The organism is Altererythrobacter sp., assembly GCF_050299635.1.
Lineage (GTDB): Bacteria > Pseudomonadota > Alphaproteobacteria > Sphingomonadales > Sphingomonadaceae > Erythrobacter.
Window position 1 is genome coordinate 123965 of the sequence record NZ_JBNKWF010000007.1, and the last position, 21837, is coordinate 145801.

The following is a 21837-nucleotide window of genomic DNA, read 5'->3' on the forward strand; positions in this document are numbered from 1 at the left end:
AAAGACTTCTGATTTTCACACGATCAATCCATTTGCGGCGCGAATGGCGCCAGTATTGCGATGCGGCATGGCGAAGAACGGCTTAACCGTAGCTGAGTTGCCGAAGCGCGGATAGCGCATCGAAGTGTGGCTGCCAACGGCTTGCACTCACCGGAATCCCAGATTTCTCAGGCTGAAGAATACCTGGAACGTATCGCCGCGCCGCGCATCGCCGGCGTTGATATAGTCGCGGCGCCAGGTCAGGCCGAATTCCAGGCAGTCATCTTCATAGGCGATGCCCAGCCGGGTACGGATCGGTTCGAAGCCGTCCGATGTGAGCGTAGGGTCCTCGTTGCGGTCCGTCAGGTTGAATACGCCGGAGCCGAATGCGGACCAATATCGTGCAAAGCCGACGCGAACGGCGGCGCGCAATTCCTCGCGGTCCTGCAGGTCTTCCAGCCCCCTGATGTCGCGATTGAGCCGCAGGTAACCGATTTCGGCATAGGTCCGCTCATTGCCCACTGTTGCGTCGAACTCGTTGCGGCGCACCGAGAAACTATCCTTGTCGAGCCGGAAACGATGGGTGAGTTTCACGGTATCGCGGAAGCGCACTTCCGTCCGCCCGACGAAATCGGAAACGCGCTCTGACAGTCCGGTACCGTCAGGCAGAATGTCCGGACGGCGATCAAAGCGATAGGATTGGCCCACAGTGGTCTTGACCCGCCAGCCCGGTCTTTGCAGCTGCCAGTCGAAACCATAGGTCAACCGCACACCGTCTTCGACCCGGTCGTAACCGGGAAAGCGGTTGAGCGCGAAGAGATTGGAATCTTCCAGGTCGATAGCGCGCGCATCTTCATTGGGCACGGCTAGATTGCGGATCGGCGGGCTGGCCACGAGTTGCAGGCGCGGTTTGAAGACCTGCGTTCCGCCGAAAGCCTCGCCGACAAAGGGCCATTCGACATCGATCGCGCCCAGCGCAACGCCGCGCGTCTCCCACCCCGGATTGCCGCGGTATATCTCTGTCGCAGTCAATCCCGTACTATCGGTGTGATAGACATCGCCGCGGACCAGCCCGGTAAGCGTAACGACCTGGCCCAATCCGGTCAGCCGTTTAAGGTCCCAGCGTGCACCGGCAAAGACGCGCTGGGTATCCTGCCCGGTGTCGCGCACGAGACTGAGCGAATTGACCTGCAGTTCCAGCTTGCCGCCCAGCAGCGGGTCGTCGATGCGGCGTCGATAATCGAGCACGGGCAGCGCCATCGGTACCTGTCCCTGCTTTGAGTTCAGGCGCAAGGTCTGCGTGGCCCATCCAGCGAGCGAGAGGTAGGAGGAATCGTTGATCCGCTCGAGATTGAATGTGGACCGCAACCGGTCGTCGCGGCTGATGTCATAACGGCGCAGGAATGTCCGGTCGGTCGCCAAGCGGACCGAACCGGTGAAGCTCCATTCAGGGGTAAACTGGAACCTTCCATTGGCAGCGATATATCCGCGTGGATCGGCCTTGCTCGTTTCAACCCCGGTGAATGTGGAGATACGACTGCTGTGTGTCGCGTAGCCGGTAATCTGGTACGCGCCTTTGCCGGTCAGGTGGCGCCAGGTCCCGTTAACCATCGGCGGGGCTTCAGTGTAGATATGCGCGCCCAGCGACAGATCTTTGTTGTCTGCCAGCCGCCAATAGTAACTGCCGCTAACTTCGACGCCGTTGGATTCCGAGATGCGCAGGTCGGGCACGAGGAAACCGGACACGGCCTTCCCATCGGTGCGAACTGCAAGGCCGGGCATGGGCAGGACGCGTGCGCCGAAGAGTTCTAGCACCGCACCCTTGAAGCGAATGCGGTTCTGACTTGGATCGTAGATTACGCGGTTTGCGGTGACGCGCCAGCTTGGCTTCTTGGTGCATCCATCGGCGTCAACAACCGGGCAGGCGCTATAGGCGGCGTCGGCCAGAATCACCGTTCCGTCTTCCCCGCGCTCGCCCGATCGCGCAGCCATGCGCCCGCCCGCGCGCAAGGCCAGCAGCATCTCTTCCATCGCACCGGTTTCGAACGTGTCGGTCAGCTCGACACTTTCCGTGTAGAGTTGATTGCCGCGTTCATCGACCAGGCGGACATTACCCTTGGCCAGGATCGTACCCGCGCGCCGGTCCCAGCTCACTTCATCGGCGCGGACCGATCTGTCCTGGTTGCGCAGCACGACATTGCCGCTGGCGGTCACGACATCGCGGTCGTCGTCGTAACCGATGGTATCGGCTTCGAACTCGATCACCCGATCGGGTGATACCGCGGAATCCACCGCTGGCGTGTCCGCAATCTCCGGAACATCCTGAGCCGCAACCGGCGCGGATATGGCGAATTCTCCAACGAACAGAAATGCAAGCGCAAGTGCAGCGGAGCGGCACAAGCGGCCATCTGATGCTTGCAGGCAGGTCTGCGGCTTCGGGGACATGGCTTGCCTATCGCACCGCTCGCGCCTAATCGCAATCGCCATTGGTACAGGCGGCTCAGGCGATTTGAAAATCATCCGCGCCGCCGCCAGCAGTCATCATGCTTGGAGTATTCATGCAAATCGAATTCAGTGATACCGCACCCGGCGACATCCGTCTTCACGCCATTGTTACGAATCGGGATTGCCTGCCCGAAGGACTGGATGCGGCGGTTTCAGACGGCGCCGATGCGGCGCGATATAGCGGGCGAGCAGGGCAGACTTTCGAAGGTTTCGTCAAGCACCACGGCAAGCTGGTGCGTTATGCCCTGGCGGGAGCGGGCGAGACCGAAGCGAAGGGGCGCAGCATCAACCTCGAGAAAGCGGGCGCTGCGCTAGCGGCGAAATATCTCACCTCGGGCGAGGAAGCGATGGTTCTCGACCTTGGACAGGCCGGATTGAATGCCGCGCAAGCCGCCTCCGTTCTGCTCGGGCTGCGCCTTCGTTCGTGGCGGCACGATGCCTATCGAACCAAGCTGAAGGAAGAGCAGAAGAAGACGCTGGCTTCGGTCACGGTCATCAATGCGCCGAATGGGGCCGATGCGGCCTGGGCCGATGCCGATGCAGTTGCGCAAGGGGTGGATTTCACCCGCGAACTCGTCGCCGAACCGGCCAACAAGGTTTTTCCGGTCAGTTTCGTACATCGCTGCGAGCAGGCTTTCGCCGGGACAGGCGCCGAACTGGTCGTGCTCGATGACGACCAGATGGAAGAGCTGGGCATGGGTGCGCTGCTGGGCGTGGGCCTCGGTAGCGAGCAGCCTTCTCGCATCCTCGCGATCAAGTGGATGGGCGGCAATCCGGGCGATGCCCCCACTGCCTTTGTCGGCAAGGGTGTTACCTTCGATACCGGTGGTATCTCGCTCAAACCCGGACCGGGCATGGGTGACATGAAGTGGGACATGGGCGGTGCCGGTGCCGTTGTCGGTACGATGCTGGCGCTGGTGAAGCGCAAGGCGAAAGCCAATGTTGTCGGCGTGGTTGGACTGGTCGAGAACATGCCGGATGGCAAAGCGCAGCGTCCGGGCGACATCGTGACCTCCATGTCGGGCCAGACGATCGAAGTGCTCAACACCGATGCCGAAGGGCGGCTGGTGCTGTGCGATGTGCTCACCTGGGTCCAGCGCGAGTTCAAGCCTGCACGAATTGTCGACCTTGCGACACTGACCGGCGCGATGATCATCACGCTGGGGAATGAGCATGGCGGGATGTTTGCTAATGATGACGATCTGGCAGACGAACTGCTCGCCTCGGGCAAGCGCACCGGCGACAAGCTGTGGCGTCTGCCGCTCTCCCCTGCCTATGACAAGCTGATCAACAGTCCGATCGCGGACATGCAGAATATCGGACCGAAGTTTGCCGGGTCGATCACCGCAGCCCAGTTCCTCAAGCGCTTTGTCGACGATGGTACGCCTTGGGCGCATCTCGACATCGCGGGCATGGTCTGGGCCGACAAACCCGGCCATAGTTGGGACAAGGGCGCGACCGGTTACGGCGTGCGCTTGCTCGACGATTTCATCCGCACTTCCGTGCAGGGTTGAGTCCCGCCCTCAGGTAGCGGAGCGATAGGGCGAGCCAATTCCCTCAAGTAGCGGAGCGATAGGGCAGAAAATATGCGCGTAGATTTCTACCAGTTGAGCCGCGATCCGGTCGAACGGGTCGTGGCAATGCTGGCGCGCAAGGTTCTCCAAGCAGGCGAGCGGCTGCTGGTTGTCAGTGGTGACGCTTCCCAGCGCGAGCTGTTGAGCAAGGAATTGTGGCGCGCAGGCTCTGAGGAATTCCTTGCCCACGGTGAAGCCTCCGATCCGCAACCGGACAAGCAGCCGATCCTGCTTTCGGGCGAGGCTGAAGCAGCCAATGGCGCGCGAATGATTCTGCTGGCTGATGGGCAATGGCGGGAAAATGCACTCGGTTTCGACCGGGCACTGCTCCTTTTCGGTGCAAGCGAAACCGAAGCTGCCCGTGCGCTGTGGCGCCAGCTTGACGGAAAAGAGGATGTAGCGCGCGAAATTCACAAGCAGGACGAACAGGGCAGGTGGCGCGCAGGAGGCTAGCTGGCGCCGAATTGCAACACGCCCTAGGAACTTCACTCGTTCCATGATAAAAGCGTTCCAAGACAAGGCTGTAACGGCCCTTGGGTTGCAATGGAACGAGAGAGGAGAGTGCGCAATGCGCGCTGCGGTGAGTCTCGCTGCCAGCTTGCTGCTGGCATCTTGCGGATCGGGCAATCGCGACACAATCACGATCGATGACGGCGATGGCGGGACAATGACCGTCAAGCATGACGGCGCGAGCGCGACCACCACTTTCACGGGCGCTGATGGAACGGCCACGATGCGGTCGGGTCCGGATGTAGCAATCGATCTGCCTAACGGCTTTACCGTCTTTCCGGGAGCAAAGGTGGTGAGCAACACCACCTTTTCGCAGGGCGATTCCAAGGGAGCTCTGGTCCTGTTCGAAAGCTCGGCCAAACCAGAGGTGCTGGCGGAGTTCTATCGCAAGCAGGCCGAAGCGGCGGGGATCGACGTTTCGCTCGAAATGACGGTGAATGACGGCAAGATGATCGGCGGCGAAAGCGAGGGAGGGCACACCTTCTCCTTCAACGCACACCCTGACGATGGAAAAACCACGGGCCAGTTAATGGTAGGCGAGAAGCTGGAGGACAATTAGCGGCTCCGCCCGGTGCCTGCTCCTGCAGCGACGGGGCTTGCAGTTACCTCCCTGCGGCGCTAGGGGCGCGCCGAAATCTCCCCGATATCCAAACTATCTCCAAGGAACACTATCATGGCGGTCACCCGCACATTTTCGATCATCAAGCCCGATGCCACGCGTCGCAACCTGACCGGTGCCGTCACCAAGATGCTTGAGGAAGCCGGCCTGCGCGTTGTCGCTTCCAAGCGTATTCACATGACCCGCGAACAGGCCGAAGGCTTCTATGCGGTCCACAAGGAACGCCCCTTCTTCGGCGAACTGTGCGACTTCATGATGAGCGAACCGGTTGTTGTGCAGGTGCTGGAAGGCGAAGACGCCGTTACGCGCAACCGTGACATCATGGGCGCGACCAACCCTGCCGACGCGGCCGAAGGCACCATCCGCAAGACCTATGCGCTTTCGATCGGTGAGAACACGGTGCACGGATCGGACAGCGACGAAAACGCGAAGATCGAGATCGACTTCTTCTTCAAGCCCGAAGAGATCGTCGGCTAAACGTCGATCCAGAAAACAAGCTCATGTGGGCCCTGTCGCAGCGATGCGGCGGGGCCCATTTTCGTTGGGATTGCTGTACATATTCGAGCTTCACCAGCAGGCTGATACTCCCTCTGAAGGCCGGAATGTCTGGACTCGCAGCTTCCGCAATCCTACAGGATTTGTTTCTCTGGGCTACAAAATCTGGAGATGAAGCAGAAAAGCGCGTTGTCGTGCGCACGCATTTGGGGCAAAGTTTGAGGCAACGTGGAATAACAATCATTCAAGATTTGGGAGGATCCTGCAATGTTCGAATTTCAAAGAATCTCTTCACGCCTGAGGAGCAGTGGTGCCGGCCTTGCACTGGCAGTTGCCATTGCGCCGGTCGCCGCTCAGGCCCAGGAGGAGTCCAGTGACGGTGGACGGGGACTTGGCAACGAAATCATCGTCACGGCGCAGAAACGCGAACAATCGCTGTCGGATGTCTCGCTGTCGGTCTCAGCGGTTGGTGCGGAGGCACTGGCTGAGACCAATACCAGCAATATCGAGGCGCTGCAGACACTGGTTCCTTCGATCAGCTTCGGTAACGACTTCAACTTCGCCAAGCTGTTCATCCGCGGCATCGGCTTGCAGGACCACCTGATCACCACCGACCCCGGCGTCAGCGTCTACGTCGACGGGGTCTATCTCGGACGCCAGGTCGGGCAGAACTGGAACCTGACCAATATCGAGCGCATCGAGGTGCTGCGCGGGCCGCAGGGCACGCTGGCGGGACGCAACTCGATCGGCGGCGCGATCAAGCTGTTTTCGACCAAGCCTTCGGGCGAAGGTCGCGGGTCGATCCAGGCAACCTATGGCTCGTACAACCGCGTCGATGTTCGCGGCTTTGCGGACTTTGCGGTGAGCGACAATCTGTTCGCGCGCATTGCCGGTGCAACCAAGAACCGCGATGGCTATGTCAAGCGGCTCGACTATGATTTGACCCATCCGGGTTCAGGCGTGCCGACGCAGTCGGTCGGGCCGAACCCTGTCCTCGGCACACTTGGCGGAACCAGCTACGCAGCAGGCAAGCTATCGCTCCGCTGGCTCCCGACCGACACGGTCGAAGTCAATGTTTCGGGCGACTATTCGCGCGACCGGTCGGAAGCCGGCGCGTCGGTCCTGCTCTACTACAACAACGCTTCGATAACGCCGGACGGGATCCCGTGGCTGGCCAGCACGATCGACGGTTCCGCTATTCCAGGCAATTGCGCTTTCGTGCCGAACGGCCAGAACAGCTGCGACACGCTGACCGGATATGATAGCAAATTCGTTACTTATTCGACCTTTGCGGATCTGAGGGAGCCCACGACTCAAGCGCCCTACAAGCCACTGATTCTCAATCCGCACCAGCATCTCGACAATTACGGCATAACAGCCACAATCGATGTCGAACTGTCGGATACGCTGAAGCTGACTTCGATCAACGCCTGGCGCAAATTCAAGTCGGACTGGGCGCAGGATGTCGACAACTCGCCGATCGCCAACCAGCAGCTTCGCCAGGTGCTCAAGAACGAGCAGTGGAGCACAGAGCTGCGCCTGAATGGAACGGCCTTCGATGACATGGTCGATTTCACGCTTGGCGGGATCTACTTCGACCGCGACGGCACGCTGACCGCGCGCGTCGATCTGAACTATGCCGGGATCGATTTCGTTCACGGCCCGGACCCGACGCCGGCAAAAAGCAAGGCACTGTTCGCCAATGCGACCTTCCACGCGACCGATGCTTTCAACATCAATGTCGGCGTTCGCAACACCTGGGACACGAAGAGTTACACATTCTTCCGTCGCAACCCCGACCTGACAGTGCCGGGGCCGCTGCCTTGTGCCTTCTTCCTGGGGGCGCCGACTGCGGGCCCGACGGCGGTGGGCAACGATCCCAATTGCCTGCTCGTCGGCCTGAACAATATTTCGCCACCGACGTTCAAGGACAGCAATTTCGACTGGCGCGTTGCGGCGGATTATCGCTTCTCCGATGCCTTGATGATGTATGCCCAGGTCTCGACCGGGTTCCGTTCGGGCGGCTTCAATCCGCGGCCCTTCTTCGGCCCCACCGATCCGTTCGGCCGCAACCAGGTGAAGGAGTTCAAGCCTGAGAAGCTGACCGCTTACGAAATCGGCTTCAAGTCGGACTTCGCGGATGGTGCAGTCCGGTTGAATGCTTCGGCCTTCTACAATGACTACAAGGACATCATCCTGACGCTGTCGGCCTGCCCGACCGCGCCATGCCTCCAGCCGAACAATGTCGGTGCGGCTCATGTGAAGGGCTTCGAACTCGAAACCATGCTCAATCCGATCGAGGGTCTCTCGATGGACGGCGCGCTGAGCTATCTCGACTTCAAATACACCGAGATAACCGGCCCTACCGCGGTGACGCTGGACATGGTCACTCCGTACACGCCGAAATGGAAATGGAGCTTCGGCATCCAGTATGACATTTACGATGTCGGCCCCGGTACGCTTTCTGCGCGCTTCGACGGATCCTATCAGTCGAGCGTCTATACCGAAGCGGTCAATTACGACCGGGTCGAAGTAACCACGGCCTTCACGCCGCCTACCCCGGTTGTGACGGACCCGGTGATCCCCGGCGTGGTTGCGCTGGGCGGCGGTGGGCCACTGCCGACGGTCATCGCGAGCAACAAGATCGACTCATACTTCATCGGAAATGCCCGTCTGACCTGGAAGCAGAACGACGACGATCCGTGGTCGATCAGCCTCGAAGTGCAGAACCTGTTCGACAAATACTACTTCACGTCACTGTACGAGCAGTTCGCTAGCCCCGGAACGATTTCGGGTGCTCCCGGCCTGCCCCGCACCTGGGCCGTGACTGTCCGCAAGGACTTCTAGGCCACAAGTCCAATCAGGCCGCCCCCGATCCGTTTCGGGGGCGGCCTCTTGTTGGAACGGCGATGCCGTTCGGCGATTGACGAATGAACGCCTGCCCGCAATTCTATGAGGCAACGCCGGAAAAAACGCGGCGATGGAGAGAGAGACTTAATTGATGCGCATTCAATCATTCGTGGCTGCTGCGGCCCTTGCCCTTGCTTCGTGCAATAGTGCACCGGATCGGTCCGAACTTGCCACCGAAGGTGTGACCGATGCCCTTATCGCCAGCGCGCCCGATTCCGACTGGCTCACCTACGGCCGCGACTATGGCGAGCAGCGCTTCTCTCCACTCCAGCAGATCAACGCCGAAACGGTCGGTGATCTTGGCCTGGCATGGTCATATGACTTCGATACCGCTCGCGGCCAGGAAGCAACGCCGATTGTCTATGACGGCACGCTCTACACCACCAGCGCATGGAGCAAGGTTTACGCCTTTGACGCCAAGTCCGGCGAGCTCAAGTGGAGCTACGATCCTGAGGTCCCGCGCGACACGCTGGTTCGCGCATGCTGCGATGCGGTCAATCGCGGCGTCGCCATTTATGGCGACCAGGTTTATGTCGCGACGCTCGACGGGCGGCTTGTCGCACTCAACCGCAAGACCGGGGAAGTCGACTGGGCGAAGACCGTCGTTCCCAATCAGGAAGACTACACCATCACCGGCGCGCCGCGCATCGCCAACGGGCTGGTGCTGATCGGCAGCGGCGGAGCCGAATACAAGGCGCGCGGCTATATCGCGGCCTATGACCATGCGACCGGCAAGGAAGTGTGGAAGTTCTACACCGTGCCCGGAAACCCGGCGGACGGCTTCGAAAATGACGCCATGAAGAAAGCCGCTGATACTTGGAGCGGCGAATGGTGGAAGCTGGGCGGCGGCGGCACCGTGTGGGATTCGATCACCTATGATCCTACCACCAATCTGGTTCTGTTCGGCACCGGCAATGCCGAACCGTGGAATCCAGGCGCCAATGACCGCGGGGCGGGCGACAGCCTCTATACCGGCTCGATCGTGGCCGTGGATGCCGATACCGGCGAGTATCGCTGGCATTTCCAGGAAACGCCGGAAGACCGCTGGGATTATGACAGCAACGCCCAGATCACGATCGCCGACCTGGAGATCGACGGAAAGACGCGCCACGTCGCCTTGCACGCGCCCAAGAACGGCTATTTCTACGTTCTTGACGCCGCGACCGGCCAATTTATCTCCGCTGGCAGCTTCGCTCCGCAAAGCTGGACGCTTGGCATTGATCCGGAGACCGGGAAGCCCGAGATCAATCCGGCTGCTCGCTATGACGAGGCGGATACGCCCTATATCGGCACGCCGGGCCCCGGCGGCGCACATAGCTGGCAACCCATGAGCATGAGCCGCGACACAGGACTGGTCTACATTCCGGTCAATATCTCGGCCTTCCCCTATCTCGGCGCCAAGGACTGGGAGGCTTCGGACATCGGTTTCCAAACCGGTGTCGACCTTGCCAGCGTTGCCATGCCTGCAGACAAGGGCGTGCGCTCGGCAGCACTCTCGGCCACCACCGGCGCGCTCGTGGCCTGGGATCCGGTTGCCCAGAAGGAAGCTTGGCGCGTCGACTATCCCGCGCCGTGGAACGGCGGCACGCTGGCAACGGCGGGCAATCTCGTCTTCCAGGGCGATGCTTTCGGTAATTTCGCCGCCTTCAGTGCTGACAAGGGCAGCAAGCTATGGTCCTTCGGCGCGCAGACCGGCGTGATCGCTGCGCCCATGACCTATTCGATCGACGGTGAGCAATATGTTGCCGTGATGGCCGGATGGGGCGGGGTCTGGGATGTCGCAACCGGGGTCGTCGCCAACAAGGGCAATGTCCGCAACATCAGCCGGTTGCTGGTGTTCAAGCTGGGCGCAAAGGGCGAGTTGCCCGCGCCGCCGGCGCTGAGCGAGATGGTGCTCGATCCTCCTGCCTTCAGCGGGACAGAGGAGCAGGTCTTGCAGGGTAGTGCGCTCTATGGCCGCTATTGTTCGGTCTGCCATGGCGATGCCGCAGTGGGCGGCGTTCTCAACCCCGACCTGCGGCATTCGGCAGCGATCGGCTCTGCCGACGCGATCCGCTCGGTGGTGATCGACGGGGCGTTGCAGCACAACGGCATGGTATCGTTCAAATCGGCTCTGTCAGCGGACGATGCCGAAGCGATCCGGCAGTATCTGATCAAGCGTGCCAACGAGGACAAGGCACTGGAAGGCAAATAGCCCTCCGCCCTTGCCGCCGGCCTTCATCAGCCGCGCACCATTGCCATAAGGTTGCAGGAGCCCGCCAGATTTGTCGTGATCGGCCGGCCCCACGGCGCGGAGGCACAGGTCTAGACCTGTGCGAATGTTGTGATCGTCAAACTACCGGCAATACGGGTGCCGCACTCTTGGCGCTCCGCGCCAGCAATTCATCGAGCGGTGACGCACCCGGCCTTGGCCGTTCGCCCCGCTCCTCACCCTTGATAAGCTGCATCAGCTTGCGCCGAGCCTTGCCGCCGGCAAGATCGGCCGGAATGGCGACGGGCCCCAACTCGTCGATATCGCAGGTGCCGATCGCTGCCTGCTGCGCTTCGATCATCGGTTTGTCCTGAACCCCGAAGGCATATTCGATCGACATTTGCCAGAATTTCTCGACATCGGGATCATCGACCCCGTGATTGCGAACCACCGTCCAGTAATAGAGCGTTCGCGTGGGTGAGACAGGAGTAAGATGGTGCCCGGTATAGACCCAGGCACCGTCCTCACGCGGCTTCCCCACCGGCGAGATGCCGACATCGAGCAGCAGGTGAGCCGGGGCGTCCCAGCGCATATAGAGCCAGTGATCGATTCGCTGGTCCTGCTTCATTCCCATCTGGCTTTCCATCAACTGACCCCATACCGGGGGCGGATCCCCGTCCGGGCACCAGCGGTTGGCATAGACGGTCGATCCCTGTTCCAGCGTTTCCAGCTTGCTGGTCGTAATTGCCTCGCTCGACAATGTGCCGTCATGGAGGAAATCCGCATGAGTCAGATCGAGCAGGTTGTCGGTGATGAGTTGGTAATTCGCCTGCACGTCCATCATGCCGTGGATCGTCTTGAAACCCGATGCGCTGTAGCAGCCAAAGTCGGGAATCTGGCTTTCATCCGCCTCGGCATCGCCAGTCCAGACCCAGATCAGTCCGTATTTCTCGACCACCGGATATTTGGGGACGCACATCTTGGGAGAAATCACCCCGCCATGGTGCGGATTCTCCACGCATTTGCCGCTCTCGCCAAACAGCATACCGTGATACATGCAGCGGACATTATCCCCTTCTCGCCGCCCCATGTGAAGCGGGGCGAAACGGTGCGGGCAGAGATCGCCGATAGCGACGGCTTCCCCGTCGGTCTTGCGGTAAAGCAAGATCGGCAGTTCGCAGATCGTGCGCGTTTCCAGCGCGTCGCCAAGCTCATGAGCCCAGCACGCAACATACCAAGCATTCCTGAGATACATCGCACGCCCCCTTCCTAGAGATAGAGCTTCTCGTTGATCGGGATGTCGTTCTCGCGGCAATAGGTTTCATAGTGGTCGATGAACCACCACACATCGGCTGTGAACGGGTTCTCGCCATTCTCGTCGTAGAACTCGATCGGCCCCTGCATCCAGCCGAACAGCTTGCAGCCCTCGGGGTTCTCGGTGACCAACGTGTGGCTTTCACCCGGCACTTCCAGGATCAACCCGCCCGGCGTCGCCACCCAGTCATATTCGAGATAGCGGACTGTCCCTTCCAGGCAGACCATCACGATCGTACCGCGATGGAGGTGCGTGCCGATCGCTGCGGCTTCCTTGACCCACAGTATGTTGGAGAAAATGCCCTGCCGCACGTCGAAGGCAAGGTGCTTGATCGCAGCGTTGTCGCCGAAGGGAACCCAGGGGCTGTCGACATCGCTCTGCGCGTCGATATAGCGCCCGCCCGGGCTCAGCCGGTCGACATAATGTTTGAACGGAAAGCCCACGTCGACGATCTCGGCCAGGTTCGACGGCGGGCCTTTCATTGTGGTTGCCATGGCATTCTCTCCCTTTGTTTTGTGGTGTTCACATTTCTCCTAGGCGAATGGCCGGATCGGGTCCGACCCATCCCAATTCTGCGCGGCCTTCCAGAAGCCGGTGAAATGCGCGTCCATCGCCGGGCTCGCAGGCAGCAGTTCGAGAAAGGGTGCAGCGGAGGGCTCATCGCTTTCGATGAAGATCACGTCCCCGCCCGTCGGGACCGGCGAGCGATAGGCTTCGCGCCAGCCGCGCGCCTGGTATTGCGCCAGCACGGCCTCGCAATCCTCGAAGGCGATGCCGTGGTGATGCAGGCCGAAGCCGCGCTGCTCGATCACTTCGCGATAGATCGACGGGTGATCGTCGAGCGGTTGCATCAGTTCGATCCAGCTCTGCCCGGAAAAGCCCATCGCAAGGCGCAGATCGGCTGTACTTTCCTGCCCACGATAGACCTGCCCCGGCTGCAGGAAATGTTCGATCACGAAGAAGGGGCCGGCAGAACAATCGCGGATGAGGTGCCCTATCGCCTGGTCGAGATCCTCGACCACATAGGCGAATTGCGCGACAGCGCCGAGCTTTTGCCCCCACCCCAGCCGATCCATCCTACTCGTCTCCGTTCAGCGAAATGACCACCTTGCCAAAGAGATCGGGCGAGGCCTGGTAGCGATAGGCGTCCAGCGCCTTTTCGACCGGGAACACACGATCGACGACAGGCTCGATATTGTGACGGTCGATCAGATCGTTGAGATCCCGCGCCATCTTGTGCGAACCGACGAAGATACCCCGGATCGAGGCACCCTTGAGCATCAACCCGTGCGGGCTTGTGTCGCCTGCGCGCGTCAACACGCCGATCAGCGCAATCTCTCCATTGAAGCCGACCGCAGCGATACTCTGGGCGAGCGTGCCCGCTCCGCCTACTTCGACCACATGATCGACGCCGTTACCAGAAAGCTCGGCCGCACGCGCACCCCAGTCGGGCGTCTCGCGATAGTTGATCGTGTGATCGGCCCCCAGGGCGCGCACGCGCTCAAGTTTCTCGTCGGATGATGAAGTCGCGATCACCGTCGCACCTGCAGCCTTGGCGATCTGAAGCGCCAGCAGCGAGACTCCGCCCGTGCCCAGCACCAGCACGCTGCGGCCCGGCCCCACCTTGCGCGGCCCCTCCATCAGCGCGTTCCAGGCCGTCACGCCAGCGCAGGGCAGGCAGGCGGCCTGTTCGAAGCTCAGGCTTTTCGCCATCGGGATGAGCGCATGGGCGGGCAGCACGACCAGTTCCTGCAGCATTCCAGGCGCGGGTGGCGCACCCAGTGCCGGACCGGCCGCCGGATTGGGCAGACCATCTTCCCAGTCCATGAAAAAGGTGCTGGACACGCGGTCACCCACGGAAAAGCCGGTAACGCCTTCGCCCAGCTCGACGATCTCGCCCACGCCATCCGACAGCGGGACCTGGTCGCGATAGACCCGCCCGCCAAAGTAATTGCCCGTCATGATCGCCTGATCGCGATAATTCAGCGAGCAGGCCCGGACGCGAACCAGCACTTCCCCCGACCCTGGAGAATCCGGCTCGATCTTGTCCAGACGCATGTCGTCCAGACTGTCGCCCCCTTCGGATATGACCCAGCGAAGCATAAATGGCCGTCCTTTCCCTTTTTGACCTGTCGCGATGCCGTCCCGGCCACTGGCGGCACATCCAGCCAGCCAATTGCGGTTGCAACGGCAGATCATGATTGTATGTATTACTAACAAATTTTAGGAACGAGTCCAATTTCAGGGACCGTATCATTGGGAAAGGATGTTCGCGATGACAGAGTTGGTGACAATCGGCCACGCAAGGCCAGTCTCGCCAGCGAAGCTGTAATCGTGCAAGTCTGATGGAAGGAAGGGCGGCACGGTGCCGCCCCACCCTCACCAAGGCAAAGAGTGGACCCCATGCCAATCGACATCGACAAAATCCGCGCCATCGACGTGCATGTGCACGCAGAGGTTTCCTGTCACGATCCGGAAGATGCGGTGATGGGCAAATTCTTCGATGCAGCCAGCGCCTATTTCAAGGCACCGCGCGAACGGCCCAAGATGCCCGAAATCGCGGACCTCTACCGCGAGACCAACATCGCCTTCTGCCTGTTCACGGTCGATTGCGAGAGCGGGATCGGGGCCAAGCGCGTCTCGAACTACGAAGTGGCCGAGTTCGCCGCGGAAAACAGCGATATCTGCATGGGCTTCGCCAGCATCGATCCGCACAAGGGCAAGCTGGGCGCTCGCGAAGCGCGCGACCTGATCGAGAACTATGGCGTCAAGGGCTTCAAGTTCCACCACATCATGCAGAACTGCGATCCGGCGGACCGGATGGGTTATCCGATTTATGAAGTGATCGCGGAATACGGTTTGCCCGCCATCTTCCACACCGGCCATTCGGGTATGGGCACGGGAATGCGCGGCGGCGGCGGCGTGAAGCTCAAATACGGCCAGCCCATGCTGGTCGATGACGTCGCGGTCGATTTTCCCGATATGAAGATCATCCTCGCGCACCCAAGCTGGCCCTGGGTGGACGAGAGCCTTTCCATGGCGCTGCACAAGGACAATGTCTTCATCGACCTGTCGGGCTGGAGCCCCAGATATTTTCAGCCGCAGATCATCCAATATGCCAACACGCAACTGCGCCACAAGATGCTGTTCGGCAGCGACTTTCCGCTGATCCACCCGGACAAATGGATCAAGGCGGCGCAGGATGTCGGCTTCAAGGACGATGTCCTGCCGCTCATCATGAAGGACAACGCAGCCAAACTGTTCGGCCTTGCCTGATGGATTTCGGCGGCCGCCACATCGTCATCACCGGTGCCTCTTCCGGCATCGGTGAAGCGAGCGCGCGGCTGCTTCATTCGCGCGGGGCAAGGGTGACGCTGATCGCGCGCCGGGCCGAAGTGCTTGCCGCCATCGCGCAGGAGCTTGGTCAAGGCGCGGGCTTCACCGCGGCGGATGTGAGCGACAAGGACGGGCTTCTCGCCGCACTCGATACTGCCAGCGCGAAGAACGGTCCGATCTCAGGGCTGTTCCTCAATGCGGGCGTAGGCGGCGGTTTCCACCCCATCGGCGATTATTCGGATGAGCAATTCGACCAGCTCATGCAGGTCAACGCCGCCAGCGCATTCTGGGCGATCCGCCACCTTGCTGGTTCGATGGCAGCGAATGGCGGCGGTGCGATCCTGGCCACCGGCAGCCTGGCGAGCGCTCGCGGGATGGCCAACAATATTGGCTATGTCGCGTCGAAACACGCGCTGCTTGGCATCGTGCGCGCTGCCGCGCTGGAACTCGCACCGCAAGGGATCAGGGTGAACTGCCTGATCCCCGGCTTCATCGACACGTCGATGATGGCCGAGGTGCCTCAAGACGCACGCGATCACCTCGCATCGAAAGTGCCGCAGGGCAGGCTCGGCCTGCCGGTCGAGCTTGCGGACAGCCGCCTTCCTCCTGTCCGATCGCGCCAGCCACATCACCGGCCAGTCGCTTTCGGTGGACGGCGGCATCATGGAAACATTGCAGGTATAGAATATTGGGAGAGGCAATTTGGCACTGAAATACTATCACGCGGAACCGGCCGCGAATTCCCTGAAGTCCATGATTCCGCTTAAGGAAAAGCAGCTCGAGTTCGAGAGTGTCTATGTCGACCTGCACAAGTTCGAACAGCATTCCGAATGGTTCATAAAGGTCAATCCGGAAGGCCAGGTACCGGTGCTTGACCACAATGGCACGATCATCACGCACACCACAGTGATCAACGAATATCTCGAAGACGTTTTCCCGGAGATTCCGCTGCGTCCCTATGATCCGGTTGGGAAGGCGCGAATGCGCTATTGGAACAAATTCGTCGACGAACATGTGATGAACCATGTCTCCATGCATGGCTGGCATCGGATGATCGGCGTCATCGCGCGAAACATCGAAAGCGGCGATTTCGAGAAGCTCGTCGAGAAGATCCCGCTTCCAGACCAGCGCAAGAAGTGGAAGACGGCGCGTTCGGGCTTCTCCGAGGCAGACCTGCAGAATGCGACCGACAAGATCACCTATGCCTGCCAGAAGGTCGAGGACCAGCTCGGCAAGAGCAAGTGGCTCGCAGGCGAGATGTACACCACCGCCGACATCAACTTCTTCTGCCATTGCGGGATGATGGTCGAACGCATGTTCCCCGAACTGGAGGTCGCGAAGAACTATCCCCGCCTGGTCGATTGGCGCGACCGGATGAATGCGCGCGAAGGCGTGAAGCAAGCGCTCGCCATGCCCGACCATACCAATCCGGCTCTCCGCACATGGACCGGCGAGGCACGCTGAGAACGGCTCCTGAGCGATGGCGACATTCGTACTGATCCACGGTAGCTGGCACGGCGGCTGGTGCTTCGACGAAGTTCGCCGCCTGCTTGAGGCGGAGGGGCATGAAGTCATTGCCCCCGACCTTCCCGGCATGGGCGGCAATGAAGAGGAACTGGGCGCGGTGACGCTCGAGGGCTGGGGCAATTTCACTGTCGAGCAATGCCGCAAGGCCAGCCAGTCCCCGGTCGTGCTTGCCGGGCACAGCCGCGGCGGGCTGGTGGTGACGCAGGCGGCGGAGTCCGATCCCCAAGCGATGGACGCTATTGTCTATATCTGCGCCATGATGATGCCGAGCGGCATGTCGCGCGCCGAGTTCAAGGCGATGGAGGAATCCAACCCGGCCTTCGACGCATTGATCCAGCCCACCGCCGGCGGGCACGGCACTGTGATCACTGGTGAGCATCCCGAACGGGTTTTCGCTCAGCTATCGCCTGCCGAACTGGTCGAACCCGCCATGCAACGGCTTGTCGCGGAGCCCCATGGGCCGCGTTCGACCAGGCTCTACCCCACGCCCGAGCGCTGGGGCAGCCTGCCGCGGACCTATATCGAATGCACCGAAGATCGCACGATCCCGATCTCGAGCCAGAGGCGGATGCAGGCGATGTCGCCCGGCGCGAAGGTCGTTACACTGGATGCTGACCATTCGCCTTTCCTCTCGCGCCCGCGCGAACTGGCAGACGCCCTGATCGAGGCCGCCAGCCGCTAGACGTCCAGAAGTCCGTTACCAGTTCCACATGGTCCCGTCTTCGAGCCGGGCAACCGGCAGGCATGCCTGGCTGTAGGGGTACTTGGCGGCCAGTTCCTCGTCGATATCGACGCCATGGCCGGGCGTCTCGCCGCAGATCAGGTGCCCATCCTCGAAGCGGTAATCATGCGGGAACACCGCATCGGTTTCCTCGCTGTGCCGCATATATTCCTGGATGCCGAAATTGGGCACCCAGGTGTCGAAATGCAGCGCCGTGCCCATCGTAACCGGCGACAGGTCGGTCGCCCCATGGCAGCCCGTGCGCACCTGATAGAGACTTGCCAGATCGGCGATCCGGCGCAGATGCGTGACCCCGCCCGCTCCAACGATGGTCGCGCGGATATAGTCGATCAGCTGGTTCTCGATCAGATCCTTGCAATCCCAGATCGTGTTGAAGATCTCCCCCACTGCCAGCGGCGTAGTCGTGTGCTGACGCACCAGTTTGAACGCCTCCTGGTTTTCGGCAGGCGTGCAATCCTCGAACCAGAACAGCTGATAGGGCTCCAGCATCTTGCCCAGATTGGCCGCTTCCTGCGGCGTGTAGCGATGGTGCCCGTCGTGCAGCAGGTGATGATCGAAGCCATAGGTTTCGCGCAGCTTCTCGAACAGCTTGGGCACATAGTTGAGCGCCTTGCGCGTGTCCCAGCCGGTCTCGCTCGGCAGTCGCGCATCGGCCGGCTCGTAATAGAGGTCGCCGCGGCCGACCCCATAGGCGTCCTTGATGCCCGGCACGCCTGTCTGAGCACGGATCGCCTTGTAGCCCATATCAATGTAGCGACCGACCGATTCGACCGTGTGTTCGATATTGTCGCCATTGGCATGGCCATAGACCATCACCCGCTCGCGGCTCTTGCCGCCGAGCAACTGGTAAAGCGGCATTCCCGCCATCTTGGCCTTGATGTCCCACAGCGCCACATCGACCGCCGCGATGGCGCGCATGGTAATCGGCCCGCGCCGCCAATAGGCACCGCGATAGAGATACTGCCAGATATCCTCGATCCGGCGCGGATCCTTGCCCAGGATACAGGGGATCACATGATCCTCGAGATAGGACACCACCGACAGCTCGCGCCCGTTGATCGTTGCGTCACCGATCCCATGGACGCCCTGATCGGTCTCGATCCTCAGGGTCACGAAATTGCGCCCGGGACAGGTTACGATGACGCGTGCATTTTCGATCTTCATGAATTCACCTTGAGCCAAAGCTTGATTTCCAGACATTGGATGTGAATATTGGTTATACCAATTTGGTCAGACCTAAAAGGGTATTTCGATGTCCAGAGCTTCGCCATTCAAGAATGCCATGGGGCGGCCAATCGATGGGGGCCGGGGAGATTCGATCAGCGGCGAACGCCTCTATCAGAAGGTCGCGCGGGCCTTGCTGTCCGAACTTCGCAAGGGTCTCTACGCGATCGGGCAAAGGCTGCCGGCGGAACGCGAACTGGCTGCTATCCACGGGGTAAGCCGTCCTGCCATACGCGAAGCGGTGCTGGCGCTTGAGGTCCTGGGTCTGGTTGAAGTCCGGATCGGCTCGGGCGCCTATGTCGTCGCCTTGCCTGACCACGGTGCAGAACCGCAGTTCGATGTCAGCGCATTTGAACTGATGGAGGCGCGCGTCCTGTTCGAAGGCGAAGCCGCCGCACTCGCCGCGCTCCACATCACCGACTATGAACTCGACGAGCTGGACAAATTGGTCAACCAGATTTCTGCCGCGAACCGGCGAGATGGAAGGGGTGAAGCGCCGGACGAGGCGTTCCACAAACTCGTTGCGCGGGCATCGCGCAACAAGGCAGTCGAAGAGGTTGTCCGCTCCCTGTGGGAAATGCGGTCCGCCTCGCCCGAATGTGCACTACTGTTGGAGAAAGCGCGCACCGCCAATGTGCAGCCGGTTGTCGATGAGCATTTGGCGATCGTGGCGGCCCTGAGGTCGCGCGACGCCAATCGGGCACGGCAGGCAATGCGCGCGCACCTCTCGGCCGTGATCGAACATCTCCTGTTCGCGATCGAGGAAGAAACCATCGAAACCGTGAGAGCCGATCTCGAATCGAAACGGCAGAGGTACACAAAGGCCAGTTCGATCTAGAGCCATTGCGAAAAGTGGTGAGCCCGACAGGATTCGAACCTGTGACCCGCTGATTAAAAGTCAGCTGCTCTACCGACTGAGCTACGGGCCCACATAGCCTTGAAATGTGGCTGTATGCCGCCCCGCCGGCCAAGCGACTGGGTGGCGCGGTGGCTCACCTAGGGGCGGGGCGTGGCTGGGTCAAGCGCGCAAACAGTTGCGCCACGCTTAGCCCGCTCACCGGGTCGCGCCAGCCGCGCGCGATCTCTGCCGCCGGACCAAGCACGAAAGTGCGTGCACGGAACTGCGGATGCGGCACCTGCAAGTCTTCGCTGTGCCACGCGCCCTCGCTCCACAGCACAATATCGCAATCGAGTACGCGGTCGCCCCAGCGCCGCCAGCGCCGCCGCCCGAACTCGCGCTCCATCCGCTGGAGCGCCGCCAGCATCGCCTGCGGATCGAGCTCGCTTTCGACCAGCGCCGCGGCATTGGCAAAGCGCCGTTGCGCAGGCCCCAGTGGAGCTGTCGAGACAACCCGCGAGCGTGCCATCACCGTGCCAAGCGCGGCAAGCTCCTCCATCGCCGCCAGCACCACGGCACGCGGCGAGCCGTAGCGATGGTGCCGCCGGTTGGAACCCAGCGCGACGAGATAGACGCTACTCATAGGCGCTGCTCAGATATCCTCGCAGATTCGGCCATAGAGTTGCGGGCGGCGATCCCGAAAGAAGCCCATGCCCGCGCGGTGTCTGGCGGCCCGGTCTAGATCGATCGTGGCGATGAGCACGCCGCTTTCTTCTGCGCCGAATTCCTCGATCTTGTCGCCCCATTCGTCGGTGATGAAGCTGTGGCCGTAAAAGGCCTGGTCGCTGCCGGTTTCGCCTTCCACCCCGATCCGGTTGGCAGCCACGACCGGCATGCAGTTCGACACCGAATGCCCCTGCATCGCGCGCTGCCACATGCGGCTGGTGTCGAGATCGACGTCATAGGGTTCGGAGCCGATCGCGGTGGGATAGAACAGTAGCTCTGCCCCCATCAGCGCCATTACCCGCGCGCATTCGGGATACCATTGATCCCAACATATGCCGACGCCGATGCGGGTTCCCATGACATCCCACACTTTGAACCCATCATTGCCGGGGCGGAAATAGAACTTCTCTTCATAGCCCGGCCCGTCGGGAATGTGGCTCTTGCGGTAAGTGCCCATCACTTCGCCATCGGGCCCGATCATGGCGAGCGTGTTGTAATAGTGATGCCCGTCGCGTTCGAAGAAACTGGTCGGGATCGCCACTTTCAGCTTCGCCGCCAACCCGCGCATGGCGATGACGGAAGGATGATCGAGCGTGGGCCGCGCAAGCGCGAACAGCGCCTCCTCCTCGACCTTGCAGAAATAGGGGCCGGAGAAGAGTTCGGGTGGCAGCACCACCTGCGCGCCCTTCGCCGCGGCCTGTTCGACCAGCGCGGAAACCTCGGCAATGTTCTCAGCCTCATCCTCGCGTCCGAGCGCGAGCTGCAGGGCGGCGACAGTGATCTCTCTCATGCCGCCGCCTTTATTCGCCTGCCGCCGGCAAGTCCATCGCGCGCAGCCGCTTGGGCCTGATGACAATCTGTAACGTCCGACCTATCTGTCACGAAAATGAGGCCATGCAGATGAATACAAACAAACAGGCGATAGTCGCCGGCGGATGCTTCTGGTGCACCGAAGCGGTGTTCCGCGATGTGGTGGGCGTGAGCGAAGTCGAAAGCGGCTATATTGGCGGATCGACCGAAAACCCGACCTATCGCGAAGTGTGCAGCGGCAATAGTGGCCATGCGGAAGCGATCCGGGTGACATTTGACCCTGATGCGATTGCGCTCGCCGAGATCCTCGATGTCTTCATGGGTACGCATGATCCATCGCAGCTGAACCGCCAGGGCAATGATGTCGGCACGCAATATCGCAGCGCGATTTTCCTCAGTGACGATCTCGACCGCGCCGATGCCGAGGCGGCAATTGCGCGCTGGAATGCAGAGCATCCGGGCCAGCAGGCCGTGACCACGATCGAGGGGCCAGCGACCTGGTATCCGGCAGAGGATTACCACCAGGAATATTGGGA

21 protein-coding genes and 1 tRNA gene are annotated in these 21837 nt (G+C 61.1%); 12 read left to right on the forward strand and 10 right to left on the reverse strand.

Translation table 11 applies throughout. The features are described 5' to 3' along the window. Positions 1–15: 15 nt before the first annotated feature. Together ACQY6C_RS05540 and ACQY6C_RS05545 are read right to left on the reverse strand one after the other, a co-directional pair. Positions 16–147, reverse strand: a complete 132-nt coding sequence (locus ACQY6C_RS05540) for a hypothetical protein (RefSeq protein WP_427965875.1) — start codon at positions 145–147, stop codon at positions 16–18. After that, entirely contained in the window at positions 148–2424 is a 2277-nt protein-coding gene (locus ACQY6C_RS05545) for an LPS-assembly protein LptD (protein ID WP_427965878.1), read from the reverse strand. Between the two features lie 113 nt (positions 2425–2537). On the opposite strand from ACQY6C_RS05545, the gene ACQY6C_RS05550 reads away from it, so the two are divergent. From ACQY6C_RS05550 to ACQY6C_RS05575, 6 genes are all read left to right on the forward strand, one after another. Next, the gene (locus ACQY6C_RS05550) at positions 2538–3998 is read left to right on the forward strand and encodes a leucyl aminopeptidase (protein WP_427965880.1); all 1461 of its coding nucleotides are present in this window, start codon (positions 2538–2540) and stop codon (positions 3996–3998) included. A gap of 72 nt (positions 3999–4070) precedes the next feature. Continuing rightward, on the forward strand, positions 4071–4511 hold the full coding sequence (locus tag ACQY6C_RS05555) for a DNA polymerase III subunit chi (protein WP_427965883.1): 441 nt from the start codon (positions 4071–4073) through the stop codon (positions 4509–4511). A gap of 115 nt (positions 4512–4626) precedes the next feature. Then, positions 4627–5127 (forward strand): hypothetical protein, encoded by a 501-nt coding sequence (locus tag ACQY6C_RS05560; RefSeq protein WP_427965886.1) that lies wholly within the window; start codon positions 4627–4629, stop codon positions 5125–5127. A gap of 114 nt (positions 5128–5241) precedes the next feature. After that, complete coding sequence (gene ndk, locus ACQY6C_RS05565; RefSeq protein WP_173212263.1) at positions 5242–5664, forward strand: nucleoside-diphosphate kinase; 423 nt, start codon at positions 5242–5244, stop codon at positions 5662–5664. 285 nt (positions 5665–5949) lie between these two features. Beyond that, positions 5950–8529, forward strand: coding sequence for a TonB-dependent receptor (locus ACQY6C_RS05570; RefSeq protein WP_427965889.1), 2580 nt, complete (start codon positions 5950–5952; stop codon positions 8527–8529). Positions 8530–8683: 154 nt separating this feature from the next. After that, on the forward strand, positions 8684–10786 hold the full coding sequence (locus ACQY6C_RS05575) for a PQQ-dependent dehydrogenase, methanol/ethanol family (RefSeq protein ID WP_427965891.1): 2103 nt from the start codon (positions 8684–8686) through the stop codon (positions 10784–10786). A gap of 136 nt (positions 10787–10922) precedes the next feature. On the opposite strand, the gene ACQY6C_RS05580 is transcribed toward ACQY6C_RS05575, so the two are convergent. Genes ACQY6C_RS05580 through ACQY6C_RS05595 form a run of 4 tightly spaced genes read right to left on the reverse strand, consistent with a single transcriptional unit; the run spans position 10923 to position 14201 of the window. Continuing rightward, positions 10923–12038, reverse strand: coding sequence for a Rieske 2Fe-2S domain-containing protein (locus tag ACQY6C_RS05580; protein ID WP_427965894.1), 1116 nt, complete (start codon positions 12036–12038; stop codon positions 10923–10925). Positions 12039–12052: 14 nt separating this feature from the next. Next, positions 12053–12592: a 2,4'-dihydroxyacetophenone dioxygenase family protein gene (locus ACQY6C_RS05585; RefSeq protein WP_427965897.1), complete on the reverse strand. Its 540-nt coding sequence runs from the start codon at positions 12590–12592 to the stop codon at positions 12053–12055. Between the two features lie 39 nt (positions 12593–12631). After that, the gene (locus ACQY6C_RS05590) at positions 12632–13174 is read right to left on the reverse strand and encodes a VOC family protein (protein ID WP_427965900.1); all 543 of its coding nucleotides are present in this window, start codon (positions 13172–13174) and stop codon (positions 12632–12634) included. Between the two features lies 1 nt (position 13175). Next, on the reverse strand, positions 13176–14201 hold the full coding sequence (locus ACQY6C_RS05595; RefSeq protein ID WP_427965903.1) for a zinc-dependent alcohol dehydrogenase family protein: 1026 nt from the start codon (positions 14199–14201) through the stop codon (positions 13176–13178). 300 nt (positions 14202–14501) lie between these two features. Here ACQY6C_RS05595 and ACQY6C_RS05600 point away from each other — a divergent pair, with 300 nt between their 5' ends. The 4 genes from ACQY6C_RS05600 to ACQY6C_RS05615 are packed head-to-tail and all read left to right on the forward strand — an operon-like array spanning position 14502 to position 17643. Continuing rightward, positions 14502–15374 (forward strand): amidohydrolase family protein, encoded by an 873-nt coding sequence (locus ACQY6C_RS05600; RefSeq protein WP_427965905.1) that lies wholly within the window; start codon positions 14502–14504, stop codon positions 15372–15374. Continuing rightward, positions 15374–16201: an SDR family NAD(P)-dependent oxidoreductase gene (locus tag ACQY6C_RS05605; RefSeq protein ID WP_427965908.1), complete on the forward strand. Its 828-nt coding sequence runs from the start codon at positions 15374–15376 to the stop codon at positions 16199–16201. Before ACQY6C_RS05600 ends, ACQY6C_RS05605 begins: the two co-directional genes overlap by 1 nt. After that, positions 16188–16898 carry a glutathione S-transferase family protein gene (locus ACQY6C_RS05610; RefSeq protein WP_427965910.1) on the forward strand — a complete coding sequence of 237 codons (711 nt, stop codon included), beginning with the start codon at positions 16188–16190 and terminating at the stop codon, positions 16896–16898. The genes ACQY6C_RS05605 and ACQY6C_RS05610 overlap by 14 nt, the downstream gene beginning before the upstream one ends. Before the next feature lie 16 nt (positions 16899–16914). Further along, positions 16915–17643, forward strand: a complete 729-nt coding sequence (locus ACQY6C_RS05615) for an alpha/beta fold hydrolase (protein ID WP_427965912.1) — start codon at positions 16915–16917, stop codon at positions 17641–17643. Positions 17644–17658: 15 nt separating this feature from the next. Here the strand turns inward: ACQY6C_RS05615 and manD are convergent, their stop codons facing one another. Then, a complete protein-coding gene (gene manD, locus ACQY6C_RS05620) occupies positions 17659–18867 on the reverse strand; it encodes a D-mannonate dehydratase ManD (RefSeq protein WP_427965915.1) in 1209 nt (402 codons plus the stop codon). Positions 18868–18985: 118 nt separating this feature from the next. Between manD and ACQY6C_RS05625 the strand changes: the two genes are divergently transcribed. Then, a complete protein-coding gene (locus ACQY6C_RS05625) occupies positions 18986–19765 on the forward strand; it encodes a FadR/GntR family transcriptional regulator (protein WP_427965937.1) in 780 nt (259 codons plus the stop codon). A 15-nt stretch (positions 19766–19780) separates the two neighbouring features. Here ACQY6C_RS05625 and ACQY6C_RS05630 read toward each other — a convergent pair. From ACQY6C_RS05630 to aguB, 3 genes are all read right to left on the reverse strand, one after another. Further along, a tRNA-Lys gene (locus ACQY6C_RS05630) sits at positions 19781–19856 on the reverse strand. A 63-nt stretch (positions 19857–19919) separates the two neighbouring features. Further along, positions 19920–20408 (reverse strand): 2-amino-4-hydroxy-6-hydroxymethyldihydropteridine diphosphokinase, encoded by a 489-nt coding sequence (gene folK / locus ACQY6C_RS05635; RefSeq protein WP_427965918.1) that lies wholly within the window; start codon positions 20406–20408, stop codon positions 19920–19922. Between the two features lie 9 nt (positions 20409–20417). Beyond that, the gene (gene aguB, locus ACQY6C_RS05640) at positions 20418–21281 is read right to left on the reverse strand and encodes an N-carbamoylputrescine amidase (protein ID WP_427965920.1); all 864 of its coding nucleotides are present in this window, start codon (positions 21279–21281) and stop codon (positions 20418–20420) included. 110 nt (positions 21282–21391) lie between these two features. On the opposite strand from aguB, the gene msrA reads away from it, so the two are divergent. Then, the coding region (gene msrA, locus ACQY6C_RS05645) for a peptide-methionine (S)-S-oxide reductase MsrA (RefSeq protein WP_427965923.1) at positions 21392–21837 on the forward strand (446 nt) is incomplete at its 3' end.

Excerpts from the sequence above, each read along its gene's own strand:
- ACQY6C_RS05545 (WP_427965878.1), bottom strand. The coding sequence starts at position 2,424 with ATGTCCCCGAAGCCGCAGACCTGCCTGCAAGCATCAGATGGCCGCTTG.
- ACQY6C_RS05550 (WP_427965880.1), top strand. The coding sequence starts at position 2,538 with ATGCAAATCGAATTCAGTGATACCGCACCCGGCGACATCCGTCTTCAC.
- ACQY6C_RS05555 (WP_427965883.1), top strand. The coding sequence starts at position 4,071 with ATGCGCGTAGATTTCTACCAGTTGAGCCGCGATCCGGTCGAACGGGTC.
- ACQY6C_RS05560 (WP_427965886.1), top strand. The coding sequence starts at position 4,627 with ATGCGCGCTGCGGTGAGTCTCGCTGCCAGCTTGCTGCTGGCATCTTGC.
- ndk (WP_173212263.1), top strand. The coding sequence starts at position 5,242 with ATGGCGGTCACCCGCACATTTTCGATCATCAAGCCCGATGCCACGCGT.
- ACQY6C_RS05570 (WP_427965889.1), top strand. The coding sequence starts at position 5,950 with ATGTTCGAATTTCAAAGAATCTCTTCACGCCTGAGGAGCAGTGGTGCC.
- ACQY6C_RS05575 (WP_427965891.1), top strand. The coding sequence starts at position 8,684 with ATGCGCATTCAATCATTCGTGGCTGCTGCGGCCCTTGCCCTTGCTTCG.
- ACQY6C_RS05580 (WP_427965894.1), bottom strand. The coding sequence starts at position 12,038 with ATGTATCTCAGGAATGCTTGGTATGTTGCGTGCTGGGCTCATGAGCTT.
- ACQY6C_RS05585 (WP_427965897.1), bottom strand. The coding sequence starts at position 12,592 with ATGGCAACCACAATGAAAGGCCCGCCGTCGAACCTGGCCGAGATCGTC.
- ACQY6C_RS05590 (WP_427965900.1), bottom strand. The coding sequence starts at position 13,174 with ATGGATCGGCTGGGGTGGGGGCAAAAGCTCGGCGCTGTCGCGCAATTC.
- ACQY6C_RS05595 (WP_427965903.1), bottom strand. The coding sequence starts at position 14,201 with ATGCTTCGCTGGGTCATATCCGAAGGGGGCGACAGTCTGGACGACATG.
- ACQY6C_RS05600 (WP_427965905.1), top strand. The coding sequence starts at position 14,502 with ATGCCAATCGACATCGACAAAATCCGCGCCATCGACGTGCATGTGCAC.
- ACQY6C_RS05605 (WP_427965908.1), top strand. The coding sequence starts at position 15,374 with ATGGATTTCGGCGGCCGCCACATCGTCATCACCGGTGCCTCTTCCGGC.
- ACQY6C_RS05610 (WP_427965910.1), top strand. The coding sequence starts at position 16,188 with ATGATTCCGCTTAAGGAAAAGCAGCTCGAGTTCGAGAGTGTCTATGTC.
- ACQY6C_RS05615 (WP_427965912.1), top strand. The coding sequence starts at position 16,915 with ATGGCGACATTCGTACTGATCCACGGTAGCTGGCACGGCGGCTGGTGC.
- manD (WP_427965915.1), bottom strand. The coding sequence starts at position 18,867 with ATGAAGATCGAAAATGCACGCGTCATCGTAACCTGTCCCGGGCGCAAT.
- ACQY6C_RS05625 (WP_427965937.1), top strand. The coding sequence starts at position 18,986 with ATGGGGCGGCCAATCGATGGGGGCCGGGGAGATTCGATCAGCGGCGAA.
- folK (WP_427965918.1), bottom strand. The coding sequence starts at position 20,408 with ATGAGTAGCGTCTATCTCGTCGCGCTGGGTTCCAACCGGCGGCACCAT.
- aguB (WP_427965920.1), bottom strand. The coding sequence starts at position 21,281 with ATGAGAGAGATCACTGTCGCCGCCCTGCAGCTCGCGCTCGGACGCGAG.